General features: G+C 42.4%; 10 protein-coding genes. 4 read left to right on the top strand and 6 right to left on the bottom strand.

All coding sequences use genetic code 11. The features are described 5' to 3' along the window. Positions 1-89: 89 nt before the first annotated feature. The 5 genes from K1T76_RS02075 to K1T76_RS02055 form a co-directional block, all read right to left on the bottom strand. Positions 90-845, bottom strand: coding sequence for a hypothetical protein (locus K1T76_RS02075; RefSeq protein ID WP_230243980.1), 756 nt, complete (start codon positions 843-845; stop codon positions 90-92). Positions 846-1,019: 174 nt separating this feature from the next. Continuing rightward, the gene (gene topA, locus K1T76_RS02070) at positions 1,020-3,659 is read right to left on the bottom strand and encodes a type I DNA topoisomerase (RefSeq protein WP_230243979.1); all 2,640 of its coding nucleotides are present in this window, start codon (positions 3,657-3,659) and stop codon (positions 1,020-1,022) included. Positions 3,660-3,692: 33 nt separating this feature from the next. Then, positions 3,693-4,142, bottom strand: a complete 450-nt coding sequence (locus tag K1T76_RS02065) for an ammonium transporter (protein WP_070155373.1) — start codon at positions 4,140-4,142, stop codon at positions 3,693-3,695. A gap of 261 nt (positions 4,143-4,403) precedes the next feature. Continuing rightward, positions 4,404-5,369 carry a hypothetical protein gene (locus tag K1T76_RS02060; protein ID WP_230243978.1) on the bottom strand — a complete coding sequence of 322 codons (966 nt, stop codon included), beginning with the start codon at positions 5,367-5,369 and terminating at the stop codon, positions 4,404-4,406. Positions 5,370-5,496: 127 nt separating this feature from the next. Further along, positions 5,497-5,739 (bottom strand): SlyX family protein, encoded by a 243-nt coding sequence (locus K1T76_RS02055; protein ID WP_230243977.1) that lies wholly within the window; start codon positions 5,737-5,739, stop codon positions 5,497-5,499. A gap of 35 nt (positions 5,740-5,774) precedes the next feature. Between K1T76_RS02055 and K1T76_RS02050 the strand changes: the two genes are divergently transcribed. From K1T76_RS02050 to K1T76_RS02040, 3 genes are all read left to right on the top strand, one after another. After that, positions 5,775-7,682: an ATP-binding cassette domain-containing protein gene (locus K1T76_RS02050; RefSeq protein ID WP_230243976.1), complete on the top strand. Its 1,908-nt coding sequence runs from the start codon at positions 5,775-5,777 to the stop codon at positions 7,680-7,682. Between the two features lie 168 nt (positions 7,683-7,850). After that, the gene (locus K1T76_RS02045) at positions 7,851-8,786 is read left to right on the top strand and encodes an LpxL/LpxP family acyltransferase (RefSeq protein WP_230243975.1); all 936 of its coding nucleotides are present in this window, start codon (positions 7,851-7,853) and stop codon (positions 8,784-8,786) included. 24 nt (positions 8,787-8,810) lie between these two features. Further along, the gene (locus K1T76_RS02040; protein ID WP_230243974.1) at positions 8,811-9,923 is read left to right on the top strand and encodes a glycosyltransferase family 4 protein; all 1,113 of its coding nucleotides are present in this window, start codon (positions 8,811-8,813) and stop codon (positions 9,921-9,923) included. Positions 9,924-10,260: 337 nt separating this feature from the next. Here the strand turns inward: K1T76_RS02040 and K1T76_RS02035 are convergent, their stop codons facing one another. Beyond that, positions 10,261-11,388: an endonuclease/exonuclease/phosphatase family protein gene (locus K1T76_RS02035; protein ID WP_230243973.1), complete on the bottom strand. Its 1,128-nt coding sequence runs from the start codon at positions 11,386-11,388 to the stop codon at positions 10,261-10,263. Positions 11,389-11,577: 189 nt separating this feature from the next. Here K1T76_RS02035 and asd point away from each other — a divergent pair, with 189 nt between their 5' ends. Then, entirely contained in the window at positions 11,578-12,696 is a 1,119-nt protein-coding gene (asd, locus tag K1T76_RS02030) for an aspartate-semialdehyde dehydrogenase (protein WP_004976115.1), read from the top strand. The last annotated feature ends 28 nt before the right edge of the window (positions 12,697-12,724 follow it).

Here is a 12,724-nt window from a genome sequence, read left to right as displayed (position 1 = left end):
TGGCTCAATTCATACTCAAGTCATGCTCAAGCACATACTTTTACACAAGTTATATTGTGGAGATGTGGATAAGTGCATGCTTATCCACATTATTTCCAACCCAACTCTATGGCAGTGATTTCGTTAATACGTGTTTGTTGTAGCGATTCTGGCATTTTACTTTTGCTTTGCGAAAGTGGCACATAACCCGCCATTAGTTCAGCCTGTCGTTGTGGATATAACGGTTGCTGATTTGGGTCTGCATAACCAATCGGATAAATCGGCTGACCTGTGCTCAAATCATATTTATCTGTGGCACCAAAAGTATGCAGTAATTCATGCACCATCACCATGGTATTGCGCTCACTGTGCGCAGCAGAAGCAAATAAATTCACCGAGCCAATTTTGCCTTTTTGCAAAGCGGTGGAATGTTTCAAAATTTGAGTTTGACTCGGATCATAATAATTCAGGTACAGTGTCACTGTTGCAGCACCATCACTGCTTTGTCGTTGCTGCCAAGCGTAAAAGCGGAACTTTAAACTCCAAAGTACGGTGCTCAGTAGGGATGCCTGCTCAGGCACTTTTGGTGGCAACTGCTTTAATTCTCGACCCTGTTTGAAATAGAGCGCAATGGGTTGCCCACGGTACTGCAAAGAAGCTTGTTTCAGATAGTCCTGAGCAGAATTTAAATTATTGATATTTAATGTATTGATATAGTTTTGGGTATTTGATCGTCCATCGGCATTGATTGGATGTAACAATACGATGATGGGCTTATTCCAGTCTTGGTTCTGATCACGACAAGCATTGACTGCAACGACCAGTAAAACCAGCAATAAGCATAAAATTCGGATTTTTTTCCACATACTTTAAATATCTTTAGGCAATCACTTTACCGAGTTTAATCTTATTATCTTTAAACTCGCCCCCCCACATCGGATTAAGATTCACAAAACCTCTCTGTTTTTTATTTTTTCACATTTCAAATTATATGATTTAAAAAAATGCTGACCGAAGCCAGCATTTTGTAATTTGGATAATTAAGCCTCAACCCATTTACCATCTTTGTAAACCAATGACCATTTGGTTTGTTTGCCTTCAGGCGTTTCCGAACCAATATATTGCGCTTGATTCTTACGGCTGAATTTCACCAATGTTGGATTACCCTCTGGGTCTGTATCGGGTGCTTGCAAAATAAACTGATATTTCGGATCAAGCTGTTCTGCAACTGTACGCAATTCCGCGACTTTCGGCGCACGGGTTTCACGGACTTTCGGAAACTTGCTGGCTGCCAAGAACAAACCTGCTGCACCATCACGCAACACAAAGAAATCATCGTGTTTGGTTGAGCGTAAATGTTCCATTTTAATTGGATCAACACGCGGTGGCGCAGGCTGACCATTCTTGAGTACTTTACGTGTATTTTCACAACTGGTGCAGGCAAAATAAGGGCCAAAGCGACCTGTTTTCAACTGCATTTCACCATCACACTTGTCGCACGGAATGGTTGGGCCATCATAGCCTTTAATTTTGAACTCGCCTTCCTCTAGCTCAAAACCTGCACAGTCTGGGTTATTCCCGCAAATATGCAGTTTACGACCACCATCAATCACGTAACTATCCATAGCCGTTTCGCAAATTGGGCAGCGTTTTTTAGACATCAAATCTGCAGTTTCAGCGGCATCATCATCCGACAATGCGGCAAGCGACTCGACAGGAGTCAGGTTCAAAGTTCCCTTGCAACGTTCTTTTGGTGGCAAATTATAGCCTGAACATCCCAAGAATACCCCTGTTGTACCTGTACGAATCTGCATTGGACGTGAACATTCTTTACAATGCACTGCATCAACTTCTACAGGGAGATTACGGCGCATGCCTTGTTCGCCCTGTGCATTGGTCAAACGCTGTTTGAAGTCACCATAAAAACTGTTGAGTAAGTCTTTCCAGTCACGTTCACCATCTGCAACCCTATCTAGCTGACCTTCCAAGTCTGCTGTAAAGTCGTAGTTCATCAGATTATTAAAACTTTCATCCAGGCGGTCTGTAACAATCTCGCCCATTTTTTCGGCATAAAGACGACGGTTTTCTAGTTTGACATAACCACGGTCTTGAATGGTCGAAATAATCGCAGCATAGGTCGAAGGACGCCCAATGCCTTTTTTCTCAAGCTCTTTAACCAAGGAAGCTTCAGTAAAACGCGCAGGTGGTTTGGTAAAGTGTTGCGATGGATCAAGCTTTACTAATTTAAGAATTTCACCGACTTTAACTGCTGGCAGTAATACATCATCATCCGATTTGTTTTGCCCACGCACTTTGGTGAAACCATCAAAAACCAGCGTACGACCTTTGGCTTTTAACTCAACACCATTGGCATCCACTAAAATGGTCGATGACAAATATTCGGCTGGTGTCATTTGACAGGCCACGAATTGACGCCAAATCAGATCATATAAACGCTGTGCATCGCGCTCTACACCCACTAAATTGTCGCCTTTAAGTGCAACATTAGATGGACGAATCGCTTCGTGCGCTTCTTGTGCACCTGCTTTATTGCCATATCGATTTGGTTTAGCAGGTAGGTATTTTTGACCAAACTCCGCTTCAATATGTGTACGCACCATATTGACCGCGTCATCACTCAGAAAGGTCGAGTCAGTACGCATATAGGTGATAAAACCTGCTTCATACAAACGCTGTGCCAGCATCATGGTTTTCTTGACTGAAAAACCAAGACGGGTACTCGCTGCCTGTTGCAGTGTTGACGTGATATACGGGGCGCTTGGGTTGACTTTGGTCGGCTTATCTTCACGTGCAGATACGGTGTATTGCGCATCTTTAATCAAGTTCAGTAAAGCATCAGTTTCAGCTTTATTACGTAACTTGAGGGTTTTACCCGCTTGTTTAACTGCTTCTAGGCGAATGTCATCTTTTGCTGATTTAGTATCTGCAAAGACTTGCCAGTATTCTTCAGGTACAAAGGCACGAATTTCACGTTCACGTTCCACTACTAGCTTAACTGCAACTGACTGCACACGTCCTGCCGATAAACCACGGGCAATTTTTTCCCAAAGCAGTGGCGAAATCATAAAACCCACCACGCGGTCTAAGAATCGGCGCGCCTGTTGGGCATTGACTTTGTTGGTATCTAAACGCGCAGGATGCTTAAAGGCTTCTTGAATCGCATTTTTGGTAATTTCGTTAAACACCACACGTTGATAACGTGAGTCATCTCCACCAATGACTTCTTTTAAGTGCCACGCAATCGCTTCCCCTTCACGGTCCAAGTCCGTTGCGAGATAGACTTCATCGACCTGCGATGCCAGTTTTTTTAATTCCGCGACAACATTTTCCTTGCCTGGCAGCACTTCATAATGTGCTTTCCAGTCATGTTCAGGATCAACCCCCATACGGTTGACTAATGCTTGTTGAGCTTTTTCAGCTTTCTGAGCCTCGGTCAGTTTGGTTCGGGTGGCGGTTTTCTTTTCTGTGGTTTTTGCGCTACCACTGGTTGGTAAATCACGAACGTGACCAACCGAAGACTTCACAATGTAGTCCGAACCAAGATATTTATTGATTGTTTTCGCTTTTGCAGGCGACTCCACAATCACTAAGGCACGTTTGTGACCAGCTTCAGATTTGGCTGCAGTGCTTTTGGATGTGGACCGAGGAGCGTTCGCCATAAGTAACCGTATTTCCTATTTAATGGTTTAAAATTAACGTTCAGCCAAGCTATGTAAAAAAGCTTTCATCTCATCTAATTGAGTTGCGCGAAGATCTGCTTCTTCATTCCAATAGATTCCTACACAGTTTGCCTGCATATCAATAGCATAAATACCCTTTAATGCAATGGGTAAATCTTGGAATTTATCATCACCATGTAGCAGCTCTAGCTTTTGATCTTTCACCAAAGCACGCATTAATGGTAAACGTGCATCGGCAATGAGTACGCTGTAATACGCCACCATACTGGCACGTGATTCCGTAGCTTTGGGGATTTTCGTCCAATCAGGTGCAACCACCAAACGTGGATGTAGTCCCATTTTTCGGGCTTTTTCACGCATCAATCCCAAAGCTTTTTCTCTTGGGCTAACGCGCAAACCAAAAATAGAGCCCATCACAAAGATGATGATGGCAACGGCAACCCAAATTCCAGTATTTTCCATAGTACAACCTTTCTATTCTTATATTAGAGTTGCATAAGCACAATATAAAACGCAAGATTAAAATAAGCTGTGATTTATTTATTTCAACTGTTTTAGTCTATCTGCCTACAAACAGCTTAAAATTGTCTTACGTGAAAAGGCATCATTTTCAAAACGTTAAATAGTTGATAAATGATGAATTAAATCAGTCGCATCGATAAAAAACTATCTTGCAGATGGGTTTTAAATCGACTCATGCCATTAATCGAAAAATTCTAAAACTTAGCTTAAAAACATTTCATGACTATATAGAACTTCATGTCCATTCCAATAAATATAGCCTTTTTCAATCAGTTCTTTGAGCAATAAACGAATATCAGATTTTGGAAATAACTGTTCCAGTAAATCACGCAATTCATAAATATCTTTCGGCTTTTCACCTTTTAGCTCACGTAATTTTTTGGCGACTTCCCATTGCACAGGATCAATTTGGCTAAAGTTTTTATATAAACTGTGCTGAGGATGTACCTCTGCAGCTTCAGTTTGCGCCGCGATTGTAGAAGTGACTGTCGCCTCTTGTGCAAATTCTTCCACAGCATCCAAGTCAAGTTGAACCCACTGTTTCAGCACTTTTTTACGAAAGCAAATTTGTTCATCCACCCGCTTTACAATTTTCAGGCTCATCAACATGCCAACCACATGCTGCACTTTGTCTGCCTCAAGTTGCAAAATATTGGCAATCGAGTTTTTTAAAGCTTCTAAGTTGGTTGGCTTGCCTGACATTTTTGCCAACGCATCACAATACTTTTTTACCAACAGCAATTCAGGTTTGCTACGGATTGCCGTTGGACTGGGTAAACGATTTTTGCTTTTTCCAGATTGCGTTTCAGGCTGAATATGAATCAGGTGACAAGCAATTTCAGATGCTTGCAACATTTCCATTAAAATTTGAATACTGTCAGCCGCAGAAATCACTTCAACGTGTGTTTCTGGCTCTAACAGTGCCATCAGTTGCCCCACCACCACCGCATATTCAAACTCTTTAAACTCTGCGCGCGGACTTTCTAAAATCATAAGCTGCCCCGTACTGATCCAACCAGCGAACTCGGTTAGATCCTGCAAGTTATATTCAAATTTTCCTGCACAATTAAACAAATACACACTCGGATGATGTTCAATAATTTCTCGCAACAAAGTCGCGGTAGGCAGATTATTTTCAAGGTCAAGTAATACAACTTTAGAGGACATAAACTTTAGCGAACACAATAGGGTTTAAAGGATTCAGGCACAGCAGCCGAGCATTACAGCGGGAAGTACAGCAAAGGTCAAATTAAATTCAGTACTGAAACCAATATCTTTGATTAAGTACGGTTGATTAATAGTGTGGCGGGCGATTGGTCATTGGGTCAAATGTTGCAATCCCATCCGACAAATCTGCCGACTCCACCCGCTGATATAACAACTGCATTTGTTTCTTTAAATCAGCAATTTCCAAACTTTGATGAACCACTTGTTCATTCAATTGCTCAACTAAATCGTCCAAAAATGCAATTCGCACTTGCAAATCTTCAATGGGTGCGGAAAATGACGCCTGATCATCTATACTTTGTTTAGTCATTTCAAATCCTCATTTGAGATTTTTTAGGAAACACTATGGCCTATATTACTTTAAGGGATGTCCAACTTGCATTTGGTGGACCTGCCTTGCTCGACGGCGCGAATTTTAACCTAGAACGTGGCGAACGAGTGTGTTTGATTGGCCGTAACGGAGAAGGTAAGTCTACTCTACTTAAACTGATTGAAGGAAGTTTACTGCCCGATGCAGGTGAAGTGTCCATTCAAAATGGCATCACGATTGCCATGTTGGCGCAAGATGTACCCATGGATTCAGGCAAAGTCGCCGATATTGTGGCCGATGGTGCAGGTGAAGCTGCTGCAGTATTAAAAGCCTATCACGAAGCCAGCGATGCCTGTGTATTGGGCGATATGGATGCCTGTGACCGTATGGGGAACCTGCAACACAAGCTAGATCAGCTAGATGGCTGGGCACTGGAAAATAAGGTCAATGCCATTTTAAGCAAAATGGGACTTGATCCAAATGCCGACTTAGCCGATTTATCCGGGGGACGTAAACGTCGTGTATTGTTGGCACGTGCCCTGCTCACCCAACCTGACGTGTTGTTGCTGGATGAGCCGACCAACCACTTAGATGTGGAAAGTATTGAATGGCTAGAAAAATTCTTACTCGATCAAAATAATTTAACGCTGCTGTTTATTTCGCATGACCGTGCTTTTGTCGATAGTATCGCCACCCGCATTGTCGAGTTAGATCGTGGTGTATTACGCAGCTACGAAGGTAACTATTCACGTTATTTAGATTTAAAAGCGCAGCAATTAGAAGCTGAAGAAAAACAAAATGCGCTGTTTGATAAAAAACTAGCCGAAGAAGAAGCATGGATTCGTCAAGGCATTAAAGCACGTCGTACCCGCAACGAAGGACGTGTGCGTGCTTTAAAAGCCTTACGCGAAGAATCCAAAGCGCGTCGCTTCCAACAAGGCAAAGTCAATATGGCAACGCAAGAAGCCAATCGCTCAGGTAAACTGGTCTTTGATATTGAACATTTACAAGTGGCCTTTGGCAATCAAGCTCCAATTATTAAAGACTTTTCTACACTGGTATTACGTGGCGACCGTATTGGTTTAGTTGGCGATAACGGTGTCGGTAAAACCACTCTGATTAAAGCCATTTTAGGTGAAATTGAACATGGTGGCTCTGTCAAAACAGGCACACAACTGGAAATTGCCTATTTTGACCAATTACGTAACGTCTTAGATTTGGAAAAGTCAGTCAAAGATAACGTATCTGAAGGTTCAGACTTTGTTGATGTGAACGGACAACGTCGTCATATCTATAGTTATTTGCAAGACTTTTTATTCTCACCAGAACGTGCGCGCACGCCAGTTAAAGCCTTGTCTGGCGGAGAACGCAACCGTATTTTACTGGCCAAATTATTACTCAAACCATCTAACCTGATTGTGATGGATGAGCCGACCAACGACTTAGATATGGTCACTTTAGAATTGCTTGAGGAAATGCTCAGCGACTATAAAGGCACCTTATTGCTGATTTCACACGACCGTGCCTTTATGGACAATGTGGTGACTTCGACTTGGGTATTTGATGGTAAAGGCAATATTGATGAATATATTGGTGGCTATCAGGACTATTTACAGCAGCGTCCAGACCAAACTGTAGTTGATCAAAAAAGTGATGTCAAAAAAGCCGTTGCCAAAGCCGAGGCTGCAGCTGCCGCGCCACAAGCGAAAAAAGTCAAATTGAGCTACAAAGATCAACGTGCTTTAGAACAGCTGCCTGGTGAAATTGAAGCACTGGAACAGGAACAAACCGAATTGGCTGAAAAACTGGCGGATGGCTCTTGGTTTGTAACAGATGCCGATGCAGCCACCAAAGCTTCACAGCGTTTAGCAGAAATTGATGAAGAGTTGCTGGAAAAACTGGAGCGTTGGGACGAACTGGAAAACTTGGCGAATGGTAACTAAGCATATTGGCTTAAGTGATTGTTCCTAACTTTTTAAGCACAGGGCATATTCCTTACACCAAAGCTTTGCAAAAATCGTTTTAAGCATCTTTCCCATTGGACGGATGCTTTTAAATTTTAAAATCGGTTCGTGCTAAACTGCAACGATACAACACTTTACACGGTCATTATGAGTCAACACACTGAATATCAACCAGGCGAATTTCAATGGTCTTTCCTGTTGCCAAAATATTGGGGCAGTTGGATTGGTATTGTCTGCCTAATGATTTTAGCCATTTTACCGTGGGCAATTCAGTATCGTCTGGCACAGTTTTTAGGCAATCTTGCCTTTAACAGCATGAAATCTCGTCGTGTAACAACATTACGCAATTTGGAAGTATGTTTTCCAGAGTGGAGTGAGGCTGAAATTCAAGAGAATGCTCGACAAGTCTTTGTCGATCAGATGCTCGGCGTATTTGAAACCTTAAATGCGTGGTACTGTCCACAGTGGTTTAAAGGACGTACTCAGGTTGAAGGTTTAGAACATATTCAGCAAGCCCAAGCAGCTGGACGTGGAGTTTTATTGTTAGGCACACATTCTACTCTGCTAGATGCAGGCGGCTATGTCTGTGCACAATATTTTGACCCCGATGTGGTCTATCGTCCACAAAATAATCCTTTACTGGACATGCTGATTTACCGTTGTCGCGCCACCATTTACGGTCATCAAATTGACCACGATGACATGCGTGGTTTAATCCGTCACTTAAAAAATGGTCGTGCCATTTGGTATAGTCCAGATCAGGACTTTGGTTTAAAACAAGGTGTTATGGCACAGTTTTTTGGCGTCCCTGCAGCGACAGTTACGGCGCATCGTCGTTTACTTAAAATGACCAAGGCCGCAGCAATTCCGTTATATTTCTACCGTACAGGTGAGCTTTCCAACCCGCAATATAAAGTCTTGATTGAACCTGAACTGCTAGATTTTCCAAGCGCAGATGAAGTCGCAGATGCAACGCGTACCAATTTCATTATTGAGCAGCAATTACGGATCGCCCCTACCCAATATATGTGGTTTCATCGTCGGTTTAAGAGCCGCCCCGAAGGTTATGATAATATTTACTAATCTGCACGGTAGAAGGAAAGACTCATGAAAGTCATGCAGTTATTACCCGAATTAAACAGTGGTGGTGTAGAACGCGGTACGCTCGAAATCGCCCGAGCTTTAGTCGCTCAAGGGCATACGTCATTGGTGGTGTCGAATGGCGGACGGATGGTCAACCAACTTGAGGCTGAAGGTTCCACCCATTTAAAGTTAGCCATCCACAAAAAATCATTATCAAGCTTGTGGCAAATCCGTCCTTTACGCCAACTGATTATGCAACATCAACCTGATATTGTGCATGTACGTTCCCGCGTACCTGCATGGCTGACTCATTTTGCCCTAAAAGGGATGCCAGCCGAAAAGCGCCCACACTTAATTTCAACGGTACATGGTTTTTATTCAGTTAACCGTTACAGTCAAATTATGACTCAAGCGGAAAAAGTGATTGCAGTTTCTGACAGTGTGGTCAAATACATTCGTGATCATTATCAAAACTGCCCACCAGAAGATATTGTCCGCATTTATCGTGGGATTGACCCTGCTGCATTTCCGCATGGGTATCAACCTTCGGCACAATGGATTCAACATACCTATCAAGATTTCCCAGAACTTGAACATAAGTTTTTAATTTGTTTGCCGGGACGTATCACCCGCTTAAAAGGTCATGAAACATTGATTGATCTGATTGCGAAATTAAAAACCCAGCATCCCCAGGTTCATGCTGTAGTAGTAGGTGGTGCAGATGTTAAAAAAGCAGCTTATTTACAGGAACTGGAACGTAATATTCAGGATAAACATTTGACCGAAGCGATAACCTTTGTTGGACACCGTTCTGACATTCGTGAGTGGCTTGCGTTTAGCGATATTGTACTTTCACTTTCCAATCAGGCAGAAACCTTTGGACGCACTGCGCTTGAGGCTTTATCGGTAGGAACACCTGTGATTGGCTGGAACCGTGGTGGTGTGGCTGAAATTCTGTCACAACTGTATCCGCAAGGACTCATCGCGGTAGATGACCAAGTCGCTTTATTCAATGCAGCACAATTGCATCTGGAAACACCGCAAAGTGTCGCCCCTGTTGAATTGTTCAGCTTGGCAGATATGTGTCATCAAACCTTAGATTTATATCAGCAAGTTTTGCAGTCAAAACACACCTAAAGCCTTAAAACTGAATCGAGCTGATTGAAATTTAATATGTATAAAAAAAATGAGAGTGAAAAAAAAGCCCTAAAAAAATCATCGCCCGAGTTCTACATCCTGTAAAACTCGGGCTCATGAGGTTGTGCTTTCAAAACTTATTGTTATTTTGTTGTGTGGCGTTCCTTACCTACATCATATCCTTGATGTTTATCCATCAGCATCGTCTTCCTTAATGGGATATTCCGTTCCCGAGTCCTTGTGCTGATGAATTAATCTTAACCAGATCAGTCAGAATAAAACATGCGTCATGCGCCTAAATCCGTGTAAGCCATTTCGTACACTTTTCGTTTAATTTCTATACTGATTTATTCTGCGCTTTATATGGTTGTGCAATTTCATCTGTCACCAGTTTTTCTTCTCGCTCTGCTTTTTCAATCCCCTCCTGAATCGCCTGTTGAGCTTCTTGCTCATCGACATCGGTTTGCGGTAATTCATCTTGAATTCGATCAAACACCCGTCCAGTTTGCAATACAACATATATAGGAAAATGATCTGAACCGATATGCGCTAAACGCTGCATATCCACCAATGCAAAATCGGTACTATGAAAAACATGGTCTAATGACCAACGCAATAGAGGATAATCGGCATGAAAGGTATTGATATAGTGCCGCCCAACGCGCGGGTCGAGCAAACCACTGATCCGCTGAAACAAGCGTGTCGTCCGCGACCATGCTACATCGTTTAAATCTCCCATCACGATACAGCTTTCATCTAAATCTTTGATTTGATCGCCTACAATTAACAATTCGGCATCTCTTAAAACTGAATCTTTGGCTTCAGTCGGACTCGGAGGTTTGGGATGCAAACAATACAATTGTACAGGTTGCCCAGAACGCAAAATCACACTGGTATGAATAGATGGAATTTCATCACTCAGAATAAATTTGATCTCACTGTTTTGTAACGGCAAACGGCTATATAAATGCATGCCATATAAATTATCTAAAGGCACAGCGACCCGATAAGGATAGTCGGCTTCAATCACAGACAAGGCTTGTTGCCATGCCAAATCAGTTTCTAAAGTCAATACCAAGTCTGGTTTTAAGGCTTGAATATGTTCAATCAACAGATGATATTTCTGATTTGGTGTCAGGACATTGGACACGATTAATGAAATCTGTTTTTCAGGATTTAACTGTTCAGGGCGGACTTGTTTAACCTGTTTTTTCCACAGCAAGGTATAGGGCAAGACCATTTTGAGCTGATAAGCCAAAGCCGCAATCAGTCCAATCAAAATCACTTGGCTAGACATATCCCACTCCTGCTCCCAAATCAGGAGCAAAACAAAGGCAATGATGCCTAAAACCAAGATCTGTAAACGTGGAAAATCTGCGCCCCGAATCCACCATTCATCGCGTGGAATCAGTGACCAAAAACTTAACCAAATGACTAATATTGCAAGCCCTTTTACCCAAATCATCTTGCTTTACTCTTTTGTATTTTTTTTGGTTTTTACATGAAAACCAAAGTTATCAATTTTGTATGTAACACAAACACGAGATTTCACTCAATAATACTCATGTTTTGTTCATGTAATGCTTGCAGTTGTGTCCCCTTTTGATAGACTTACATTCCTTTATTATTTTTTAACGCACCGAGGCAAAGTGACATGAAAGTAGGTCTGGTCGGTTGGCGCGGGATGGTGGGTTCCGTCCTTATGCAACGTATGGTTGAAGAAAATGATTTTGCTCATTTTGAGCCATTCTATTTCTCTACCAGTAATGCTGGCGGTGAAGCACCAGCGTTTGGTGGTAAGACTGCCCCAGCACTTATGGATGCAACAGATATTGAAAGTCTGAAGCAAATGGATGTCATTATTACCTGTCAAGGTGGTGATTACACTTCTGCCGTTTTCCCAAAGCTTAAAGCAGAAGGTTGGAATGGTTACTGGATTGATGCTGCATCTACCCTACGCATGGATGATGAAGCGATTATCGTACTTGATCCAGTCAACATGAATGTCATTAAAGATGGCTTGGTAAATGGCACCAAAACATTTGTGGGTGGCAACTGTACTGTTTCACTCATGTTGATGGGCTTGGGTTCATTATTCCAAAACAATTTGGTGGAATGGGCAACGTCAATGACCTATCAAGCAGCTTCTGGTGCAGGTGCGCAAAACATGCGTGAGCTGATCACAGGCATGGGCTACTTGTACAACAACACCAAAGACTTGTTAGATGATCCTCGTTCACCCATTTTAGACATCGACTCCAAAATTGCCGAATTACAGCGTGGCGAAGGTTTCCCATCGGCAAACTTTGGTGTGCCTTTAGCGGGTTCTCTCATTCCATATATCGACAAACAGCTTGAAAGCGGTCAGTCAAAAGAAGAGTGGAAAGGTCAGGTTGAAACCAACAAGATTTTAGGCAATCAGCAGATCGTTCCAATTGATGGTCATTGTGTGCGTATTGGTGCAATGCGTTGTCACTCTCAAGCAATCACATTGAAGCTGAAAAAAGACGTTCCATTGAACGAAATTGAAGATATGATTCGTCAATCGAGCCAATGGGCAAAAGTGGTACCAAATACACGCGAAGCATCAATGACCGATCTTACCCCAGTTGCCGTTACAGGGACTTTAACAGTACCTGTTGGTCGTTTACGCAAAATGAACATGGGTAAAGAATACCTCGGTGCATTCACTGTAGGTGACCAATTACTTTGGGGTGCAGCAGAGCCATTACGTCGTATGTTACGAATCTTAATTGATTACAAAAATGCTTAAGCCTCGTCTACAACACTGAATCATTTTC

Source organism: Acinetobacter sp. PW68, from assembly GCF_020982655.1.
Classification (GTDB): Bacteria; Pseudomonadota; Gammaproteobacteria; order Pseudomonadales; family Moraxellaceae; genus Acinetobacter; species Acinetobacter towneri_A.
This window is presented reverse-complemented; position numbering and strand designations above follow the sequence as displayed.

What these genes read in the sequence shown, in the direction of transcription:
- K1T76_RS02075 (WP_230243980.1), bottom strand. Translation starts at nt 845, where the DNA reads ATGTGGAAAAAAATCCGAATTTTATGCTTATTGCTGGTTTTACTGGTC.
- topA (WP_230243979.1), bottom strand. Translation starts at nt 3,659, where the DNA reads ATGGCGAACGCTCCTCGGTCCACATCCAAAAGCACTGCAGCCAAATCT.
- K1T76_RS02065 (WP_070155373.1), bottom strand. Translation starts at nt 4,142, where the DNA reads ATGGAAAATACTGGAATTTGGGTTGCCGTTGCCATCATCATCTTTGTG.
- K1T76_RS02060 (WP_230243978.1), bottom strand. Translation starts at nt 5,369, where the DNA reads ATGTCCTCTAAAGTTGTATTACTTGACCTTGAAAATAATCTGCCTACC.
- K1T76_RS02055 (WP_230243977.1), bottom strand. Translation starts at nt 5,739, where the DNA reads ATGACTAAACAAAGTATAGATGATCAGGCGTCATTTTCCGCACCCATT.
- K1T76_RS02050 (WP_230243976.1), top strand. Translation starts at nt 5,775, where the DNA reads ATGGCCTATATTACTTTAAGGGATGTCCAACTTGCATTTGGTGGACCT.
- K1T76_RS02045 (WP_230243975.1), top strand. Translation starts at nt 7,851, where the DNA reads ATGAGTCAACACACTGAATATCAACCAGGCGAATTTCAATGGTCTTTC.
- K1T76_RS02040 (WP_230243974.1), top strand. Translation starts at nt 8,811, where the DNA reads ATGAAAGTCATGCAGTTATTACCCGAATTAAACAGTGGTGGTGTAGAA.
- K1T76_RS02035 (WP_230243973.1), bottom strand. Translation starts at nt 11,388, where the DNA reads ATGATTTGGGTAAAAGGGCTTGCAATATTAGTCATTTGGTTAAGTTTT.
- asd (WP_004976115.1), top strand. Translation starts at nt 11,578, where the DNA reads ATGAAAGTAGGTCTGGTCGGTTGGCGCGGGATGGTGGGTTCCGTCCTT.